Genomic DNA, 18,661 nt, shown 5'->3' with positions numbered 1-18,661 from the left:
GCTCGACGCCTTCGATCACGAACCCTGAACTCGCGTTGCCGATCCCCTCGCTCCGTCGCGGCCTCCGACTGGCAGCCCTGCCGCTCACCCTGATCTGCACCGGCTGCGGCAGCGTCCAACCCTGGGTCGCGGATGCCCTGATCCCCAGCGGCCTGGGTGGCGGTCCGGCGGTCAACAGCTACCACTTCGTCAGGCTCCCGTTCGAGCGGGTCATGACGGTCTCCGCCTGGCGCGTGGCGGAGAAGCACCCCGCACAGCCGACCCAGCCCCTCGGCATATCCGCATCACTGGGCGGCGCGACGATCGACCTCGTGGCGACGACCGAGAACCGAGGTCGCGTCCTCCAGCGCCTGCAGACCAGCGACGGCGCTTGCAAGCCCCTCGGCGAGTCGCTGCGGACAGCCCTGGACCAGTTGGCGCCGTTGATGCACCGGTGGTACCGAGATGCCCCGATGCCCACGGTCGAGCTGGAGCTGATTCCTCCGACGGAATCCTCGGCCGGCTACCAGGTGTCCTTCTCGAGCCCGGCCCGGGCCCGCATGCACCTGGCCTATCCGCTCTACGAGAACGCCGGCTGCGACTGGAACAGGTACTGGACCTTCGAGGTCGTCAGCACCCTGGCCCACGAGCTGCTGCACTTCCACATGAAGGTCAACCTGGGCGGTCCGCTCGAGATCGTCCACGAGGAGTTCCTGGCCTACGCCACGGCGGAGTGCGTGTTCCGGCAGGTGGTCAGCCTCACCGAACCGCGCGTGATCCAGTTCCCGGGCGCGGAGCGGCTCACGCCGGCACGCATCCTGGAACTCGGCGAATCGGGCAAGCTGCCGGCGACCGTGGCCGGCAACTACCTCGCCTATCAGGCCTGGGAGGCGCCGAACGGGGCGCGCTCGCGATGGCACACGCACTGCGAGGAGCTGCTCGAGAAACGTCCCGCTCCGTTGGCCGGCTTCGCCGACGCCACGATGCCGGAGGCCGGCACCGCGACGGGCACGGCCACCGACAACGCCCGCTGAAACGCCGACGGCACGCCGCTCAGCGACCGCCCTTGCCCGCCGCGATGGCCACGATGTTGTCGTGCGCCGATCCGCCGAAGGCCTGTTCCTTGAGCTGGGCCAACTGGTCGCGCAGCCGCGCCGCCTTCTCGAACTCGAGATTGCGCGCGTGCTCCAGCATCTGTTTCTCCAGCTGCGTGATGCGCTTGCTCAGGTCCTTCTCGCTCATCGCCTCGACCTCGGCGGTGTCCGCGATCACCTTCGCGTCGTCGCGGCCCGGCTTGTCGCTGTAGACGCCGTCGATCAGATCGCGGATGCGCTTGACCACGCCGCGCGGCGTGATGCCGTTCTCTTCGTTGAACAGGATCTGCTTGGCGCGGCGGCGCTCGGTCTCGCCGATCGCCTTCTTCATCGACTCGGTGATCCGGTCCGCATACAGGATGGCCTTGCCGTTCACGTTCCGCGCCGCCCGCCCGATCGTCTGGATCAGGCTGCGCTCCGCGCGCAGGAAGCCTTCCTTGTCCGCGTCCAGGATCGCCACCAGCGACACCTCGGGAATGTCCAGGCCCTCGCGCAGCAGGTTGATGCCCACCAGCACGTCGAAGGTGCCCAAGCGGAGGTCGCGCAGGATCTCGACCCGCTCCACCGTGTCCACGTCCGAATGCAGGTAGCGGACCTTCACGCCGTTGTCGCTCAGGTACTCGGTGAGCTGCTCCGCCATGCGCTTGGTCAGGGTCGTGATCAGCACCCGCTCGTTGATCTGCACGCGGTCGCGGATCTCCTGCAGCACGTCGTCGACCTGATGCGCCGCCGGCCGCACCTCCACCACCGGATCCACCAGACCCGTCGGCCGCACCAGCTGCTCGACCACCGCGCCCGCCTGGCGCTTCTCGTAATCGCCCGGCGTCGCGCTCACGAAGATGGCCTGGCGCATCTTGCGCTCGTACTCCTCGAACTTCAGCGGCCGGTTGTCCATCGCCGAGGGCAGCCGGAAACCGAACTCCACCAGCGTGCTCTTGCGCGCCTTGTCGCCGTTGTACATGGCGCTGAACTGGCCGATCAGCACGTGACTCTCGTCCAGGAACATCAGCGCGTCCGGCGGCAGGTAGTCGACCAGCGTGGGCGGCGGATCGCCCGGCTGCGCGCCCGACAGATGGCGCGTGTAGTTCTCGATGCCCTTGCAGTGACCGACCTCCTGGAGCATCTCCAGATCAAAGCGGGTGCGCTGCTCCAGCCGCTGCGCCTCGACCAGCTTGCCCTCCTTGATGAAGAAGGCGACGCGTTCGCGCAACTCCACCTTGATCGTCTCGATCGCGGCCACCACGCGGTCGCGCGGCGTCACGTAATGACTGGACGGATAGACCGTGAAGCGCGGGATCTTCTGGCGGATCTGCCCGGTCAGCGGATCGAAGAGCGTCAGCCCCTCCACCTCGTCATCGAAGAGCTCGATCCGCAGTGCCAGCTCCGAGTGCTCCGCCGGGAAGACGTCGATGGTGTCGCCGCGCACGCGGAAGTGGCCGCGGGTGAATTCCATCTCGTTGCGCGTGTACTGCATGCGCGCGAGCTGCTGGATCACGTCGCGCTGGCCGACCTTGTCGCCCACCCGCAGCGTCATCACCATCTGGTGATAGTCGCTCGGGTTGCCGATGCCGTAGATCGCCGACACCGAGGCCACGATCACCACGTCCCGCCGCTCCAGCAGGCTCTTGGTGCAGGACAGCCGCAACTGCTCGATCTGCTCGTTGATCGCGCTGTCCTTCTCGATGAACAGGTCGCGCTGGGGGACGTAGGCCTCGGGCTGGTAGTAGTCGTAGTAGCTGACGAAGTACTCGACCGCATTCTTGGGGAAGAACTCGCGGAACTCGCTGTACAGCTGCGCCGCCAGCGTCTTGTTGGGCGCGAACACGATGGCCGGACGGCCCAGCCGCGCGATGGTGTTGGCCATCGTGAAGGTCTTGCCCGAACCCGTCACGCCCAGCAGGGTCTGGAAGCTCTCCCCGTCGTTGACGCCCTCGACCAGCTGCTGGATGGCCGCCGGCTGGTCGCCCGCGGGCGGGTAAGGCTGGAACAGCTGGAAGGGAGAGCCTTCGAAAGCAACGAATTCGCCCTTCGGCGCTTCGGCCGCGACAGGGCTGTCCGCCGCCGCGTCAGAGGCGGCTTTCCCTTTGGCGGCGGGGGTTTCGGACTTGGCGGCGGAGGATCGGCTCATCAGGGTTTCCCAGGGGCAACGCGTGTTCCCTGCCTACAATCGGCGGGCTTCGCTGGGCGCTCAGGAGGCGCCTCGGGCGTCAGGACGCGACAGCGTAGCGCAGCCGGACGGGTTTCTCCGGATCCGGCCCTCTCCGCTCTTGCCAACGCACTGTCAGGAAAGCCTCTCATGTCCCTGTTCGCCGCCGTCGCCATGGCCCCCCGCGACCCCATCCTGGGTCTGAACGAGCAATTCAACGCCGACTCGAATCCCAACAAGGTCAACCTGGGCGTGGGCGTCTATTACGACGACAACGGCAAGCTGCCGCTGCTGGCCTGCGTCGCCGCCGCGGAAGCGCAGATGCAAGCCGCCCCCAAGCCGCGCGGCTACCTGCCCATCGACGGCATCGCCGCCTATGACGCGGCCGTGCAAGGCCTGGTCTTCGGCGCCGACAGCGACGTGCTCAAGAGCAAGCGCGTGGCGACGGTCCAAGCCCTGGGCGGCACCGGCGGCCTGAAGATCGGCGCCGACTTCCTCAAGCGCCTGAACCCGGATGCCAAGGTGCTGATCTCCGACCCGTCCTGGGAAAACCACCGCGCGCTGTTCACCAACGCCGGCTTCCCGGTCGAGACCTACCCCTACTACGACGCCGCCAACCGCGGCATCGACTTCGCCGCGATGCTGGGCGCGCTGAACGCCGCCCCGGCCGGCACGGTCATCGTGCTGCACGCCTGCTGCCACAACCCGACCGGCTACGACCTGACGCCCGAGCAGTGGACGCAGGTGGTCGCCGCGGTCAAGGCCAAGAACCTGGTCCCCTTCCTGGACATGGCCTATCAAGGCTTCGGCGAGGGCATCGCCGAGGACGGCGCGGTGATCCAGCAGTTCCTGGCCGCCGGCCTGGACTTCTTCGTCTCGACCAGCTTCTCCAAGAGCTTCTCGCTCTATGGGGAGCGCGTCGGCGCGCTGAGCGTGGTCTGCGCCTCGGCCGACGAGGCGACCAAGGTCCTGAGCCAGCTCAAGATCGTCATCCGGACCAATTACTCCAACCCGCCGACGCACGGCGCCCAGGTCGTGGCCACCGTGCTGTCCACGCCCGCGCTGCGCGCCCAGTGGGAAGAGGAACTGGCCGGCATGCGCGTGCGCATCAAGCAGATGCGCGAGGCGCTGGTCGCCGAGCTGAAGGCCGCCGGCATCGCCGACGACCTGAGCTACGTCACCCGCCAGAAGGGCATGTTCAGCTACAGCGGCCTGTCCGCCGAGCAGATGCAGCGCCTGCGCGCGGAGTTCGGCGTCTACGGCGTGGACTCGGGCCGCATCTGCGTCGCCGCGCTGAACAGCAAGAACCTGAAGCCGGTCGCCGCCGCGATCGCCGCCGTCAAGAAGGCATGAGCCCTGACGCCTCGATGCGCTGATCGCACGATCGGCGCGAGGAGGCGTCACGGTCTCCGGATCTCTCTCAGGGCCGACCCGCCGCAAGCGGGCCGGCCCTGCGCATTTATGGCGGAATAGTCGGGTTCGAAGTCCCTGTTCGGGCCTTGCGCGCCACGTGGGCGACACACACTTCCAGGAACCGGGACCTAGAATTGCTGCATTGCACAACGTGCATGCCGACCGGCGGTCCCGCAGTCTCTTCCGGTTCCTTCGCCAGCCTCCCTCCCCTCACGAGGTCGCCAGATGCTCTATCAGCTTTATGAAACGCAGCGCGCGCTGCTGAGCCCGTTCGCCGAATTCGCCAGCGCCTCGGCCAAGCTGTACAGCCACCCGCTCTCCCCCTTCGCCCACACGCCGCTGTCCCACCGCGTGTCGGCCGGCCTGGACCTGATGCACCGTCTGGCCAAGGAATACGAGAAGCCGGCATTCGAGATCACCAGCGTCGAGGTCGACGGCGTCGACGTCGCGGTCCAGGAACTGGTCGCGCTGGAGCAGCCCTTCTGCCGCCTGCTGCGCTTCAAGCGCTACACCGACGACTCCAAGGTCCTCGAGAAGATGAAGGCGCAGCCGACCGTGCTGGTCGTGGCGCCGCTGTCGGGCCACCACAGCACGCTGCTGCGCGACACCGTCAAGCAGTTGCTCAAGGACCACAAGGTCTACATCACCGACTGGACCGACGCCCGCATGGTCCCGCTCGAGGCCGGCCCCTTCCACCTCGACGACTACATCTACTACGTGCAGGACTTCATCCGCCATGTCGGCGAGGACTGCCACGTGATCTCGGTCTGCCAGCCGACGGTGCCGGTGCTGGCGGCCATCTCGCTGATGGCCTCCAACGGCGAGACCACGCCGCGCTCGATGACCATGATGGGCGGCCCGATCGACGCTCGCAAGAGCCCGACCGCGGTCAACAACCTGGCGATGAACAAGAGCTACAGCTGGTTCGAGAACAACGTCATCTACCGCGTCCCGACGACCTACCCCGGCGCTGGCCGCGAGGTCTATCCCGGCTTCCTGCAGCACACCGGCTTCGTGGCGATGAACCCCGATCGCCACCTGAGCTCGCACTACGACTACTTCCTCGACCTGATCCGCGGCGACGACGACAACGTCGAGTCCCACCGCCGCTTCTACGACGAGTACAACGCCGTGCTGGACATGCCGGCCGAGTACTACCTGGACACCATCAAGACCGTCTTCCAGGACTTCGCGCTGGTGAACGGCACCTGGGACGTGGGCGGCCAGCTGGTGCGTCCGCAGGACATCACCGGCACCGCGCTGCTGACCGTCGAGGGCGAGCTGGACGACATCTCCGGCGCCGGCCAGACCAAGGCCGCGCATGAGCTGTGCAGCGGCATCGCGGCCAAGGACCAGGTCCACTACGACGCCATCGGCGCGGGCCACTACGGCATCTTCTCGGGCCGGCGCTGGCGCGAGAAGGTCTATCCGGTGATCCGGGACTTCATTGCCAGGTACGATGCGGCCCCGTTGCACAAGCCCGCCGCGGCCAAGCGCGCCTCTGGTTCCCGTCCGGCGGCGCGTCGCACGCCCAAGCCGACCGAGTGAATCCCGCCCCCGTCGTCCCCACCGACCCGACCGCCAGCGCCCCGTCCCAGGCCTTCGACGATCTCGTCGAGCGCCTGAACCTGGCGCTGCCGCAGACGCAGTGCACGCGCTGCGGCTACCCGGACTGCCACTCCTACGCCCACGCCATCGCGCGGGGCGAGGCGGCGATCAACCAGTGCCCGCCCGGCGGCGCCGAAGGCATCGCCCGGCTCGCCGCGATCACCGCGCGCGCGCCGCTGCCGCTCAATCCCGAGAACGGCGTCGAGGGCCCGCGCCGTCTGGCCGTCATCGACGAGGACTGGTGCATCGGCTGCACGCTCTGCATCAAGGCCTGCCCGGTCGACGCGATCGTCGGCAGCAACAAGCAGATGCACGTGATCATCGATGCCGACTGCACCGGCTGTGAACTCTGCATCCCCGTCTGCCCGGTGGACTGCATCTCCCTGACCGACGTCACCCCTGGCCGCAGCGGCTGGGCGGCGTGGAGCGAGCCCCAGGCCGAGCGCGCCCGCGCGCGCTACCGCTGGCACGAGATCCGCGTCGCGCGCGACCAGCGCGAGAACGACGAGCGCCTCGAGGCCAAGGCCGAGCACAAGCTGGCCCACCTCGAGCAGGAATCCCGGCTCACCGAGCCCGCGCAGCTCGACCGCAAGCGCGCCGTCATCGAGGCCGCGCTGGCCCGCGCTCGCGCCAAGCGCGGCGCCTGATCGTCCGCGATCCCTTCCGAGATCCGCTCCCGCCCACCGCCATGAACAAGACCCAGATCCGCGAGTTCTTCGAGATCCTGCGCGCCGCGAATCCCTCGCCGCAGACGGAGCTCGAGTACGCCAGCGTGTTCGAACTGCTGGCCGCGGTGCTGCTGTCGGCCCAGGCGACCGACGTCGGCGTCAACAAGGCGACGCGACGGCTCTTCGTCGTCGCCAACACGCCGCAGAAGATCCTGGACCTGGGCGAGGAGAAGCTGGCCGACGCCATCAAGACGATCGGCCTGTACAAGACCAAGGCCAAGAACCTCTACGCCACCTGCCGCATCCTGGTCGAGCAGTACGACAGCCAGGTGCCGCGCAGCCGCGAGGCGCTGGAGTCGCTGCCGGGCGTCGGCCGCAAGACGGCCAACGTGGTGCTCAACGTCGCCTTCGGCGAAGCCACGATGGCGGTCGACACGCACATCTTCCGCGTCGGCAACCGGACCGGACTGGCGCCGGGAAAGAACGTGCTCGAGGTCGAGCAGCAGTTGCTCCGGCGCGTGCCGGAGGAATTCCTCGTCGACGCGCATCACTGGCTCATCCTGCACGGCCGCTACGTGTGTCAGGCACGCCGTCCGCTGTGCGAGCGCTGCGCCGTGGTCGCGCAGTGCGACAGCGCGCCGATGGCGGCCGCGCGCTGACAACTTTCCGCTACCGACCGACCGAAGGTCGGGGGGACGCCCGCCTACAATCCCGGCGTTCCGTCCGTCAGGGAAGTCATGTCCAGCATCAACGACCTCGTCGACCGCGTGGAGCGCCTGCTGGTGCGCCACGAGGAGCAGAAGCGCACGAATACGCTGCTCGAGCAGCAAGTCCAGGCGCTCACGCTCGAGCGCGACAGCCTGCGCTCTCGCCTCTCGGCCGCGCGTTCGCGTATCGACGCGCTGCTGGACCGCCTGCCGATGGAAGTCACCGACCTGCTCGACAGCGCCGAATCCCCGGCCGCCACGTCCGCTCAAGACGCCGCGAGCCCCTCCTCCCCCGAATCCCGAAAGACAGGCGCATGAAGCAAATGGAAGTCACGATCATGGGCCAGAGCTATCTGCTCGGCTGCCCGGAAGGCGGCGAAGCCGCGCTGACCAAGGCCGTGGCCCGCGTCGACAAGGAGATGTGCGCGATCCGCGACGCCGGCCGCATCAAGGCTCGCGAGCGCATCGCGGTGCTGGCCGCGCTGAACCTGGCCTTCTCGCTGAGCGATTCGGCTGCCGGCGCCGACGGCGATGCAACGAATGCAACGCCTGGTGAAACCCGCGCGGCGGGCACGCCGAATGAAGCGCTACCCGATCTTGAAACGCTGATGAAGCGGCTCGACGAAGCCCTTGTCCAAGACGGGCAACTGCTGTGAAGCCTCTCGCGCGGCGCTTAGAATCCACCCCGTCCACTGCGTTCGCGTGAGTTCTATATTTCCTTGAACCGATGCTCTCGCGAGCAAGGGCTTGGAACATTACCTGGCTGGTGTGAGCGTCTCGCGTCAGATGAACCCGAAGCCATGTTGACCTCGCCCACCTGTACCCCTTGGGTTCAGGAATGCGGCTCACGGCTCGCCGTGGACACCTCTTCCCGAAACCGCGCCCAGGCGCGGTTTTTTCATGCGCGATCGCCCATCGGGCGCCTTGTCGGACCGACACGAAGGAGCAGCCTTGAGCACGACCCCATCGAAGGACGCCCGCCAGTACTGGCTGATGAAGTCCGAACCGGACGAGGCCTCGATCGATCACCTGCAGGCCGCGGGCGAACTGCCCTGGACCGGCGTGCGCAACTACCAGGCACGCAACTTCATGCGTGACGCGATGCGGGTCGGCGACGGCGTGCTCTTCTATCACTCGTCCTGCCCCGAGCCCGGCATCGCGGGCCTGGCCGAGGTCAGCAGCACCGCCTATCCCGACGAGACCCAGTTCGATCCGAAGAGCCCCTACTTCGATCCCAAGTCCAAGCGCGAGGAGCCGCGCTGGCTGCATGTCGATGTGCGCTTCGTCCGCAAGACGCCGCTGCTGAGCCTGGCGGCGATGAAGCGCGATCCGGTGCTCGCCCACATGCGCACCCTTCAGCCGGGCAATCGGCTGTCGATCACGCCGGTCACGCCGGAGGAATGGGCGCATCTGCACGCGCTGCTGACCTGAGCTCGCGGCCCGCCGCGACCCGCTCGCCAGAACGACGAAGGGGCCCGAGGGCCCCTTCTGCTTGCGCCGGTGACAACGCGGTCGCGCGACCGCGTCGATCGGCGCTCAGCCGCCGAGTCCGAAGGGGATCGACGCCAGCACCACCTGATTGCCGCCGCGGCGCTGCGCTTCCTTGACGGCCATCTCGGCCGCGCCGAGCAGCTCTTCCTGGCGCGATGCGGTGTGCGGGAAGCTGGCCACGCCCATGGACAGCGACAGGCCCAGGTCCTGCCCCTGCAGCACCACGATCTGCGCATGGCATTGGCGGCGCAGCTGCTCCATCCGCGCATGGGCGGTGGCCAGGCCCACGCCAGACAACAGCACGGCGAACAGGTCCTCGCCGATGCGGCAGGCCGCGTCCATCGCCCGGGTGTTGGCGCGCAGCATGCGCCCCAGGCCTTCCAGCAGGCTCTGACGCGCCTCCGCGCCCAGCTCCGCCTCGGCCGACGAGGGATCCAGCGCGATCAGCACCAGCGTGAACTCACGATGCTCTCGCGTGGAGAGATCGATCTCACGCAGCAGCTGGTCATCGAACTGCGCGCGCATGTAGAGGCCGGAAGTCTCGTCGCGCCCGCTGCCCTGCTGGAGCTCGCGGCGCATCTGCTCGAGCGACTTCTGCTGCTGCTCCAGCTGCTGGAGCGCGCGCTGCAGATGCGTCTCGCGGTGGCGCTCCTCGGTCTTGTCGCTCCACAGGGCCATCACGTAGTCCTGCCCCAGCGGGAAGCGCGTGACCATGAACTCGCGGCGGCGGCCGTTGAACTCGAGCCGGTGTTCCGAGCTCACCACCCCGCGCTGGGCCAGCGCGGCCTGCTCCGAGCGGCGCATGGCCTGGACCTCGTCGCTGCGCAGCAGGTCGGCGTCGGCATGGCCGACGATGCCGGTCTCGGCATGTCCGAAGAGCTCGCCCATGCCCGGGCTGGCGAAGACGTAGCGGCCGGTGGCCATGGACTTCACCGCCAGGCAGGCGCCGGTGGGCTCCAGCAGGCTGAGCAGGCCGGCCGCGACGGCCGCCTGCTGCGATCCCACCGATGCCAGCCAGGCATCGAAACTGGCGGGCGCCGGGGGCGCGACGGCTTGAAATTCCATGGGGCGGGCCGGGCCAGGGATGCCCCTGGCGATCGAATGGTGGATGAGGGAATGTAGAAGCGGACCCCTGCCCGGGCAAGTGCCGACAGAGAGGTTCCGGCGTCACTCCCCCTAAGCTTGGGGCTGGTCATCCTAGCGTGGCCCCGACCGGCACGCCGGCTGCCCCGCGCCCGCCGGAGGCCGGGAAAAGCCCCTTCGCCGCCAACGCGTGAAAATGTCACGTCCCGTTACCTCGCGGCGGACCGTGACGCGCGTCGGCCAATGTTGTGGCGGAGGGTGGAAATTGAGGCTAGAATGCGCGTTTTGCTGGCAAACCCTGCGCGTCGATTCGGAAGTGGAATCCGGATATCCGCTTCGAAGTCCATGGAGACATGGACATCCCCAGCGAACACCGACCGCTATTTGAAGGAACTTCATGACCACCATTCGCGTCAAAGAAAACGAGCCGTTCGACGTCGCCCTGCGCCGCTTCAAGCGCACGATCGAGAAGCTGGGCCTGCTCACCGAGCTGCGCGCCCGCGAGTTCTACGAGAAGCCGACTGCCGAGCGCAAGCGCAAGAAGGCCGCCGCCGTGAAGCGTCACTACAAGCGCGTGCGCAGCATGCAGCTGCCCAAGAAGCTGTACTGATCGACTGATCGGACTGCTTCGGCACCGGGGTCGATTGCACAATCCACCCCACCGCCCGAACGGCACGAAAGCCCGCGCAGGACGCTGCCGCGGGCTTTTTTGTTTTCCGATGCACCCGCGAGCGTCGTTCCGTCGTATCGATCCACCGAATTCCCAGGAGTCCCCATGAGCCTGAAAGCCCAGATCACCGAAGACATGAAGACCGCGATGCGCGCCAAGGACAGCGAGAAGCTGGGCACCATCCGCATGCTGCTGGCCGCGGTCAAGCAGAAGGAAGTCGACGAGCGCGTCGAGGTCGACGACGTGATGCTGGTCGCAATCGTCGACAAGCTGATCAAGCAGCGCAAGGATTCGATCAGCCAGTTCAGCGCCGCCGGCCGCCAGGATCTGGCCGACAAGGAAAGCGCCGAGCTGAAGGTGCTCGAGGCCTACCTGCCGCAGCGCCTGAGCGAAGCCGAGATCCAGGCCGAGGTCGCCGCGATCGTGGCCGAGCTGGGCGCCAAGGGCCCGGGCGACATGGGCAAGGTCATGGGCGCCGTCAAGGGCAAGCTGGCCGGCAAGGCCGACATGGGCCTGGTGTCCGCCGCGGTGAAGGCCGCGCTGGCGGGCTGACCCCCGCCCCGCCCGCAACCTCCGGAGCTCCCATCATGGAACTGACCGTCTCTCAACTGACGCCCGAGTTCTGCGTCGCGCCGCAGCTGACGCCGGACACGATGGCCTCGCTGGCCGCGGCCGGCTTCAAGACCGTGATCAACAACCGCCCGGACTTCGAAGGCGGTCCGGACCAGCCGACCAGCGAGCAGGTCCGCGCAGCCGCCGAAGCGGCCGGCCTGGTCTACCGCCACCTGCCGGTGCAGGGCGGCTACCAGTCGCCGGAAGAGATCGCCGCGATGCGCGCGATCCTGGACGAGGTGCCCACGCCGGTGCTGGCCTTCTGCCGCTCCGGCGCGCGCTCGACCAAGCTCTTCGCCGCCGCCTCGCAGCTCTGATCGCGGGCATCCACCGCGGCGCGCGGCTTCACGCCGCACCGACGCGGCGCACCGCCTCCCACCACGCCCCGACACCCCGTGTGCCGGGGCGTTTTCATTTGCGCCACAGTCGCGCCGCATCGGCGTCGGTGCTTTCCCGCAGCGACGCCGCGAATCAGCCTGCCGTCAGCGGCCGCTGGCTACAGTGCGGGTCTACACAAGACAAGGGCCTCGCCGTCAGGGGCTCGGATGGAGACTCGGACTCGTCGATGAACGCCCTGCTTGCACTCGCCAAGGGCATCGACTGGCTGACGGACCGGTTCGGCAGCGCTGCCGCCTGGGCTGTCCTGCTGTCGTGCTTCATCAGCGCCGCCAACGCGCTGATCCGTTATGCGCTGGACATCAGCTCCAACGCCTTCCTCGAGATCCAGTGGTACCTGTTCGCCGCCTGCGTGATGCTGGGCGCGGCGCAGGTCCTGCGCCTGAACGAGCATGTGCGCGTGGACATCGTCTACACGCGGCTGCGCGGCCACGGCAAGGTCTTCGTCGACCTGTTCGGCCTGATCGTCTTCCTGCTACCCGTGATGGCCTACGCGGGCTGGCTGTCCTGGGACCTCTTCCTGGTCAAGCTCACGACCGGCATGCGACCCGGAGACAGCGTGGCGACGCTGGGCCTGGCCGGCTACCTGTGGAAACTGATCAGCAGCGGCGAGTACTCCGGCAACGCCGGCGGCCTGATCCTGTGGCCCGCGGCGGCGACGCTGCCGCTGGGCTTCGCCCTGATGACCCTGCAGGGCCTCTCCGAGGTGATCAAGCGCATCGGCTACCTGACCGGGCGCATCGAGATGGACACCCACTACGAGAGGCCGCTGCAATGACGATGGAACAGTTTCCCCCGCTGATGTTCGCGGGGCTGATCTTCGTCATGCTGATCGGCTTCCCCGTCGCCTTCTCGCTGGCCGCGCTGGGCCTGGCCTGCGGCGTCTTCGCGGTGAGCCAAGGCTGGATGCCGCTGGCCTTCATGCAAGCCCTGCCCTCCAACGTGCTGGGCATCCTGTCCAACGAGCTGCTGCTGGCGATCCCCTTCTTCACGCTGATGGGCGCGCTGCTGGAGAAATGCGGGCTGGCCGAGGACATGCTCGATTCGATGGGCCAGCTCTTCGGGCCGGTGCGCGGCGGGCTGGGCTACTCGGTCATCATCGTGGGCTTCATCCTGGGCGCGATCACCGGCACGGTGGCGGGCCAGGTGATCGCGATGGCGATGATCTCGTTGCCGGTCATGATGCGCTACGGCTACAACATGCGCTACGCGACCGGGGTGCTGGCGGCCTCGGGCACGATCACGCAGCTGGTGCCACCGTCACTGGTGCTGGTGGTGCTGGCCAACCAGCTGGGGCCCTCGGTCGGCGACATGTACAAGGGCGCCTGGGGGCCATCCATCCTGCAGGCGCTGATCTTCGCGGCCTACACCTTCCTGCTCAGCCGCTTCAAGCCGGAGCACGTGCCCGGCGTGCCCAGGTCGGCGCGCACGCTGAACGGCTGGGCGCTGTGGGCCAAGTGCCTGCGCGGCATCATCCCGTCGGCGGTGCTGATCTTCGCGGTGCTGGGGTCGATGGGCGGGCTGCCCTTCATGGACTCGGCCATCTGCACGCCCACCGAGGCCGGCGCCATGGGGGCCGTCGGCGCCTTCATCCTGGCCGCGCTGCACCGTCGCCTGAGCTGGCCGCTGGTCAAGGACACCATGATCAGCACCATGCGCATCACCGCGATGGTGGTGTTCATCCTGATCGGGTCGCGGACCTTCTCGCTGGTCTTCCAGGGCGTCGAGGGCGGCAGGTGGATCGAGCACATGCTGACCGGCCTGCCCGGCGGTCAGGTGGGCTTCCTGATCGTCGTCAACCTGTTCATCTTCTTCCTGGCCTTCTTCCTCGACTTCTTCGAGATCGCCTTCATCATCCTGCCGCTGCTCGGGCCGGTGGCGCAGAAGATGGGCATCGACCTGGTGTGGTTCGGCGTGATGCTCTGCGTGAACATGCAGACCAGCTTCATGCATCCGCCCTTCGGCTTCGCGCTGTTCTACCTGCGCGGCATCGCGGACTCGCTCTACAAGAAGGGCTCGCTCCCCCGCCCGGTGTCGTCGACCGACATCTACATGGGCTCGATCCCCTGGGTGTTCATGCAGCTGCTGCTGGTGGCCATCGTCATCTTCTTCCCGCAGACGGTGACCGTGTTCCTCGACAAGCAGGGCGCGATCGACACCGACAAGGCGACCCAGCAACTGCTGGAGATGGACGCCGGCCAGAAGGACCGCGGCCAGGACCCGAACGCGGACCTCAACGCCCTGTTCGGCTTGCCCGGCGCGGCATCGGCCGCGTCCGGCAGCGCGCCCGCGCAGGCCGCCTCCTCCCCCGCGGCGGCGCCCGAGGATCCGATGGAAGCCGTGCGACGCTCGCTCGAAGAGAAGAAGTAGCGTGACCATCGACGGGCGCGCCCACGGCGGGCGGACGCTACAGTCGCCCGCATGCGTGCCCCGACCTCCCTCCTGCCCGTCACCCTCCTCAGCCTGATCGCCGCGATGGCGCTGCCGGTCACGGCCCGTGCCGCGGGCTGCGGCCAGGGCACCTGGGCCGGCACCCTCGGCGGCACGCCGGTGTCCATCGACCTGGACCCCGCGCAGGACGACCGCCCCGCCGCGGGCCGCTACTACTACCGCGCCTCGCTGTCCGACCTGACGCTGGTCCCGGACGGCGCGGCCGGCCGCTGGCGCGAGCTCGACACCAAGGAGAAGCTCACCGGCCGCCTGCAGCTGAGCTGCGACGCGACCACGCTCAGCGGCGAGTGGCGCTCGCCGGACGGCACGAAGAAGCTGCCGGTCAGCGCGCGAGCGATCAAGGACGACCAGTACAACGTCGCACGCAAGGCTGGACTGAAGGCGACCGTGGCCAAGACCGAGAAGATCGGCGCCTTCCGCTACGAGGTGCTGAACTTCCCGGAGGCCGGCGGCGCGGGCAACCTCGGCGTGCGACTGGTCGGCTCGACGCCGGGTATCGCGGCGCTCAACGCCACGTTGTGGACGCAGTCGGTGGACGCTGTCCTCGAGCACGTGGAATGCGTCGCGCAGGGGCGCCGCGATCGCGGCCCGGAGGCGGGCTACGAGTCCTCGCAGAGCCTGAGCGTCGCCGCGTGGAACGCCAGCTTCGTGGTCATCGATACGCACGCCGAGGGCTATTGCGGCGGTGCCCATCCCTGGCACGGCGACGGCTACAGGACCTACCGCGCCGACACGGGCGCCGCGGTCGATGTCCAGCAATGGATCCTGCCCACGCTGCGTGACGAGATCCCGTCGGACTCGCGGCTCGGGCGACTGCTGATGAAGACCTACAAGGGCGAGGGCAACGGCGCCGTCGACGCCGAATGCCTGACCGAAGTCCGCTGGCGCGGCGACTCGATCCATCCCGAGGTCGGCCACCTGGTCTTCCACACCCAGGCGTCCTACGCGATGACGCCCTGCGCCGAGGACGTGTCGCTGCCGCTGAGCGCGGTACAGCCCTTCCTGACGCCGGCGGGTCGTGACGCACTGAAGGCCTTCCGCTGATCGCGCCGCGTCGCCGCGACGCGTCATGTCTCCCCCAAGATCCCCCCAGGAACTCAGGATTTTCCGAGGAATACGTCAGTCCTATGCTGCTTTCCCGCGCGCGCGGCCCGAGCCGCCCCCGAGAGGCTGATAGGGTGCGCGCCTGATCCGAGCGGACGATCCACGTCCGCCACACCGACCACGAGGGAGAGAACCGACATGCTGATCTGGGGATCCAAGGGCGCCGTCGCCGACCTGGGCGTGCAAGCCCACCACCACTGCCAGACCTGCGAGCGCGAGCGACCGTTCAAGCTGGCGCTCCAGTACAAGATCCATCACCTGTACCACGTGTTCCAGTGGGTCTCCAGCAAGAAGTACCTGCTGGTCTGCGACGTCTGCCAGCGCGGCGCCGAGCTGCCCGCCAAGGAGGTCGAGCCCAAGCTGACCAAGAACCCCATCCCGGCGACCCAGCGCTTCGGCTGGCTGGGCCTGGTCCTCGTGATCGGCGCGCTGGGGGTGTACGGGAAGATCGCCTCCGACGGCCGCAGCCATCACGTCACCGACTACACCGCCGCGCCGGCCGTGGGCGACCTCTACGTCATCGACCTGAACAAGCTGACCGGCGAGGCGGGCTCGACCTACGGCGTGATCCGCGTGAAGCAGGTCGCCGACGACAAGCTGGAGCTGGAGATGCCGCACGTCGGCTACAACAAGGTCCGCGGCGCGGAGCGCGACATCGGGGACGCGAGCAAGTTGAATGGCGCCGGTTACTTCGAGGACAAGACCGTCTCGGTTCCGCTCACGACCGTCCAGGTCTGGGCCCAGCAAGGCGCGATCCACGACATCGAGCGTCATTGATCGTCATCGATCGCCGCCGAGCCTCCAGGCGCGCGCCGTGAGGCGCGCCATGCCGTCCTGGAGCGCCCGCCCGGACGCCCGGTGGCGGCGCGCCCGGAACGCCGGACCGCTCACTGCGGCGTCACCAGCTTCAGGCCGATGATGCCGGTGGCAATCAGGCCGATGCAGGCGAGTCGCGCCAGGGAGGCGGACTCGCCCAGCAGCACCATGCCCGCGATCGCGGTGCCGACCGCGCCGATGCCGGTCCAGATCGCGTAGGCGGTCCCCACGGGCAGGTGCTTGAGCGCCAGCCCCAGCAGCACCACGCTGACCGTCATCGCCGTCACCGTGCCCACCGTCGGCCACAGCCGGGTGAAGCCCTCGGTGTACTTCAGGCCCACGGCCCAGCAGATCTCGAACAGTCCGGCAAGGAACAGGATTCCCCACACCATCGCTCACTCCTTCATCGGGTTGTCGTCGCGGACGCGTCGCGCCGCCCATGCGGTCGTCGCGCCATCGCCGCGACGTCTCGAAGGCCCGGACTGTATGTTTCCTGAACTGATGGATAAAGTCAGAACCCTTCAGGACTTCTGACAGGTCGCTTCCCGCGCCCTCCCCGGCCATGGCCTTCGATCTCGACAACCTGCGCGTCTTCCTGGCCGCCATCGATCACGGCTCGTTCTCCGCAGCGGCACGGGCGCTGGGACGAGTGCCCTCGGCGGTCAGCATGACCATCGCCAACCTCGAGGCGCAACTCGACCTGAGCTTGTTCGACCGTACCGGCCGCGAGCCGGTGGCCACGCCGCAAGGGCTCGCGCTGGTGCCCCAGGCGCGGCGCATCGCCGAGCAGCTCGGCCAGCTCAACCGCCATGCGCTGTCGATGACGCAAGGCCTGGAACCCACGCTGGTCATCGCCGTCGTGCCGGAGCTCGTGGCCGCCACCCCCTGGAGCGACGCGCTCGGGACCTTGTCGGCCGAGTTCCCGCTGCTGGAGGTCGAGGTGCTGACCGCGCCGCAGGCCGACGCGCTGGCCATGCTGAAATCCGGCCGCGCGCATCTGGCGCTGGTCTTCGAGCGCCAGGGCCTGGATCCCGCCGAACGCTTCCAGGAGGTCGCCCGCGAGACCCTGCTCGCGGTGGTCGCCGCCTCCCACCCGATGCTCGCTCGCGCGACCACGAGCGCGCTGCGCGACGAGGACCTCATCGGCGAGCGCCAGATCCTGGTCGCCGGCCGCGACGCCTGCGACGTGGACAAGCGGATCTCGGTCTCGCGCACGCAGTGGCGGACCGACAGCCCGGTGGCGGCGCTGCGTCTGGTGTCGGCGGGACTGGGTTGGGCCTGGCTGCCGTCGGGCTTCGTGCGCGGGGCGCTGGCCTCGGGCGAGCTCGTGCAGATCCCGGCCGGCAACTTCACGACGGCCTTGCAGCTCTACGTCGACGTGGCCTGGACACAGAACCGCCCGCTGGGCCTGGCGGCGCGGCGCTTCGTCGAGCTGATGGGCGCCAGCGCCACGCTCAGCGGTAGCGCTCCGGATCCGGCGAATCCGTCGGCTGCGCGATCACGCGCCGGAAAGCGGCGCTCATCGGCAACTTCAGGTTGATGCCGGTCGGCGGCAACGGGGACTCGAACCAGCGGCGGTAGATCGCGTGGATCTCGCCGCTGCGGTACAGCGACACCAGCACCTCGTCCACCATGGACTTGAACAGCGGATCGTCGCGGTTCAGGCCGATCGCGTAAGGCTCGACCGTCAACGCGCGCTCGGACAGCACGTAATCGCCGGGCGACACGCCGTTGCCCTGCTGCGCCAGCAGGCTGCGGATGATGACGTCGTCCATCATGAAGGCGTCGGCGCGGCCGCTGCGCAGCAGCTGGAACGCGTCCGGATCATCCAGCCCCGCGACGATGCGGATGCCCAGCCCCTGCTGCTCGTTGATCTTGGCCAGGTACTGGATGCTGGTCGTGCCGATGGTGCTCACCACCGGACGGCCGCGCAGGTCGGCCAGGCTCTCGGCCCGCTCGCCCTGGCGCGTCATCAACCGGGTCTCCGCCACGAAGATCGTCAGCGAGAAGGCCTGGTTGCGGGCCCGCTCGGCGGTGTTGGTGGTGATGCCGCACTCCATGTCCAGGGTGCCGTTGGTGACCATGGGCATGCGGGTCGCCGAGCCCACCGCCACGCGGCGCACCTCCAGGTCCGGCAGCTTCAGGCGTGTGCGCAGCGAGGCGATGACGCGCTCGCAGAGCTCCACCGAGTAACCCGTGGGCCGCAGCTGCGCGTCCAGATAGGAGAACGGGGCCGATGCGGGCCGGTAGCCGATGACGATGACGCCGGTCTCGCGGATGCGCGTCAGCGTCGGCCCCTCCGCGGGCTGGGCGGTGCGCAGCGGCGCGGAGGCCGAGGCGGGCGCCGCCTGCGCGGGCGCGGCGCCCAGGAACGTCGTCAGCACGAGGGCCGACGCGAGGATCCGTGAGCGCAGCGCGGTCAT

The 18,661-nt window shown here is 68.4% G+C and carries 20 protein-coding genes and 1 other RNA gene; 17 read left to right on the top strand and 4 right to left on the bottom strand.

Going from position 1 to position 18,661, the window contains the following annotated elements; translation table 11 throughout:
- Positions 1 to 35: 35 nt before the first annotated feature.
- On the top strand, positions 36 to 1,013 hold the full coding sequence (locus tag MCHT01_RS18145; protein WP_067067075.1) for a hypothetical protein: 978 nt from the start codon (positions 36 to 38) through the stop codon (positions 1,011 to 1,013).
- A 19-nt stretch (positions 1,014 to 1,032) separates the two neighbouring features.
- Here the strand turns inward: MCHT01_RS18145 and uvrB are convergent, their stop codons facing one another.
- Positions 1,033 to 3,201, bottom strand: coding sequence for an excinuclease ABC subunit UvrB (uvrB, locus tag MCHT01_RS18140; protein WP_067067073.1), 2,169 nt, complete (start codon positions 3,199 to 3,201; stop codon positions 1,033 to 1,035).
- 168 nt (positions 3,202 to 3,369) lie between these two features.
- Here uvrB and MCHT01_RS18135 point away from each other — a divergent pair, with 168 nt between their 5' ends.
- From MCHT01_RS18135 to MCHT01_RS18105, 8 genes are all read left to right on the top strand, one after another.
- The gene (locus tag MCHT01_RS18135; protein ID WP_067067071.1) at positions 3,370 to 4,572 is read left to right on the top strand and encodes an amino acid aminotransferase; all 1,203 of its coding nucleotides are present in this window, start codon (positions 3,370 to 3,372) and stop codon (positions 4,570 to 4,572) included.
- A gap of 285 nt (positions 4,573 to 4,857) precedes the next feature.
- Entirely contained in the window at positions 4,858 to 6,180 is a 1,323-nt protein-coding gene (locus tag MCHT01_RS18130; RefSeq protein ID WP_067067069.1) for a polyhydroxyalkanoate depolymerase, read from the top strand.
- Between the two features lie 74 nt (positions 6,181 to 6,254).
- Positions 6,255 to 6,887: an electron transport complex subunit RsxB gene (gene rsxB, locus MCHT01_RS18125; protein WP_067067162.1), complete on the top strand. Its 633-nt coding sequence runs from the start codon at positions 6,255 to 6,257 to the stop codon at positions 6,885 to 6,887.
- A 41-nt stretch (positions 6,888 to 6,928) separates the two neighbouring features.
- Complete coding sequence (nth, locus tag MCHT01_RS18120; RefSeq protein WP_067067067.1) at positions 6,929 to 7,567, top strand: endonuclease III; 639 nt, start codon at positions 6,929 to 6,931, stop codon at positions 7,565 to 7,567.
- A gap of 78 nt (positions 7,568 to 7,645) precedes the next feature.
- On the top strand, positions 7,646 to 7,933 hold the full coding sequence (locus tag MCHT01_RS27470; protein WP_067067065.1) for a cell division protein ZapB: 288 nt from the start codon (positions 7,646 to 7,648) through the stop codon (positions 7,931 to 7,933).
- Positions 7,930 to 8,271 (top strand): cell division protein ZapA, encoded by a 342-nt coding sequence (locus MCHT01_RS18110; protein ID WP_067067063.1) that lies wholly within the window; start codon positions 7,930 to 7,932, stop codon positions 8,269 to 8,271. Before MCHT01_RS27470 ends, MCHT01_RS18110 begins: the two co-directional genes overlap by 4 nt.
- A gap of 30 nt (positions 8,272 to 8,301) precedes the next feature.
- Positions 8,302 to 8,480, top strand: a non-coding RNA gene (ssrS, locus tag MCHT01_RS27990) — 6S RNA.
- Positions 8,481 to 8,608: 128 nt separating this feature from the next.
- On the top strand, positions 8,609 to 9,046 hold the full coding sequence (locus MCHT01_RS18105) for an EVE domain-containing protein (protein WP_067067160.1): 438 nt from the start codon (positions 8,609 to 8,611) through the stop codon (positions 9,044 to 9,046).
- 105 nt (positions 9,047 to 9,151) lie between these two features.
- Here the strand turns inward: MCHT01_RS18105 and MCHT01_RS18100 are convergent, their stop codons facing one another.
- A complete protein-coding gene (locus MCHT01_RS18100; RefSeq protein ID WP_084452906.1) occupies positions 9,152 to 10,171 on the bottom strand; it encodes a GGDEF domain-containing protein in 1,020 nt (339 codons plus the stop codon).
- A gap of 415 nt (positions 10,172 to 10,586) precedes the next feature.
- On the opposite strand from MCHT01_RS18100, the gene rpsU reads away from it, so the two are divergent.
- From rpsU to MCHT01_RS18065, 7 genes are all read left to right on the top strand, one after another.
- Positions 10,587 to 10,799, top strand: coding sequence for a 30S ribosomal protein S21 (gene rpsU, locus MCHT01_RS18095; protein ID WP_012346814.1), 213 nt, complete (start codon positions 10,587 to 10,589; stop codon positions 10,797 to 10,799).
- Positions 10,800 to 10,964: 165 nt separating this feature from the next.
- Positions 10,965 to 11,411, top strand: a complete 447-nt coding sequence (locus MCHT01_RS18090) for a GatB/YqeY domain-containing protein (protein ID WP_067067061.1) — start codon at positions 10,965 to 10,967, stop codon at positions 11,409 to 11,411.
- 35 nt (positions 11,412 to 11,446) lie between these two features.
- Positions 11,447 to 11,788, top strand: a complete 342-nt coding sequence (locus MCHT01_RS18085) for a protein tyrosine phosphatase family protein (protein ID WP_067067059.1) — start codon at positions 11,447 to 11,449, stop codon at positions 11,786 to 11,788.
- A 248-nt stretch (positions 11,789 to 12,036) separates the two neighbouring features.
- The gene (locus MCHT01_RS18080; RefSeq protein ID WP_067067058.1) at positions 12,037 to 12,645 is read left to right on the top strand and encodes a TRAP transporter small permease subunit; all 609 of its coding nucleotides are present in this window, start codon (positions 12,037 to 12,039) and stop codon (positions 12,643 to 12,645) included.
- Positions 12,642 to 14,237, top strand: a complete 1,596-nt coding sequence (locus MCHT01_RS18075; RefSeq protein WP_067067056.1) for a TRAP transporter large permease — start codon at positions 12,642 to 12,644, stop codon at positions 14,235 to 14,237. The genes MCHT01_RS18080 and MCHT01_RS18075 overlap by 4 nt, the downstream gene beginning before the upstream one ends.
- 51 nt (positions 14,238 to 14,288) lie before the next feature.
- Positions 14,289 to 15,362 (top strand): hypothetical protein, encoded by a 1,074-nt coding sequence (locus tag MCHT01_RS18070; RefSeq protein WP_067067054.1) that lies wholly within the window; start codon positions 14,289 to 14,291, stop codon positions 15,360 to 15,362.
- 198 nt (positions 15,363 to 15,560) lie between these two features.
- Positions 15,561 to 16,199 carry a hypothetical protein gene (locus MCHT01_RS18065; protein WP_067067052.1) on the top strand — a complete coding sequence of 213 codons (639 nt, stop codon included), beginning with the start codon at positions 15,561 to 15,563 and terminating at the stop codon, positions 16,197 to 16,199.
- 110 nt (positions 16,200 to 16,309) lie between these two features.
- Here the strand turns inward: MCHT01_RS18065 and sugE are convergent, their stop codons facing one another.
- Positions 16,310 to 16,630 (bottom strand): quaternary ammonium compound efflux SMR transporter SugE, encoded by a 321-nt coding sequence (gene sugE, locus MCHT01_RS18060; RefSeq protein ID WP_067067050.1) that lies wholly within the window; start codon positions 16,628 to 16,630, stop codon positions 16,310 to 16,312.
- Between the two features lie 170 nt (positions 16,631 to 16,800).
- Between sugE and MCHT01_RS18055 the strand changes: the two genes are divergently transcribed.
- Positions 16,801 to 17,778: a LysR family transcriptional regulator gene (locus MCHT01_RS18055; protein ID WP_084452904.1), complete on the top strand. Its 978-nt coding sequence runs from the start codon at positions 16,801 to 16,803 to the stop codon at positions 17,776 to 17,778.
- Here MCHT01_RS18055 and MCHT01_RS18050 read toward each other — a convergent pair.
- The gene (locus tag MCHT01_RS18050; protein ID WP_067067049.1) at positions 17,693 to 18,661 is read right to left on the bottom strand and encodes an amino acid ABC transporter substrate-binding protein; all 969 of its coding nucleotides are present in this window, start codon (positions 18,659 to 18,661) and stop codon (positions 17,693 to 17,695) included. The two genes, MCHT01_RS18055 and MCHT01_RS18050, sit on opposite strands and share 86 nt — an antisense overlap.

Origin of the sequence: Mitsuaria chitosanitabida ATCC BAA-476 = NBRC 102408 (genome assembly GCF_001598255.1) — a bacterium.
Lineage (GTDB): Bacteria > Pseudomonadota > Gammaproteobacteria > Burkholderiales > Burkholderiaceae_C > Roseateles > Roseateles chitosanitabidus.
This window is presented reverse-complemented; position numbering and strand designations above follow the sequence as displayed.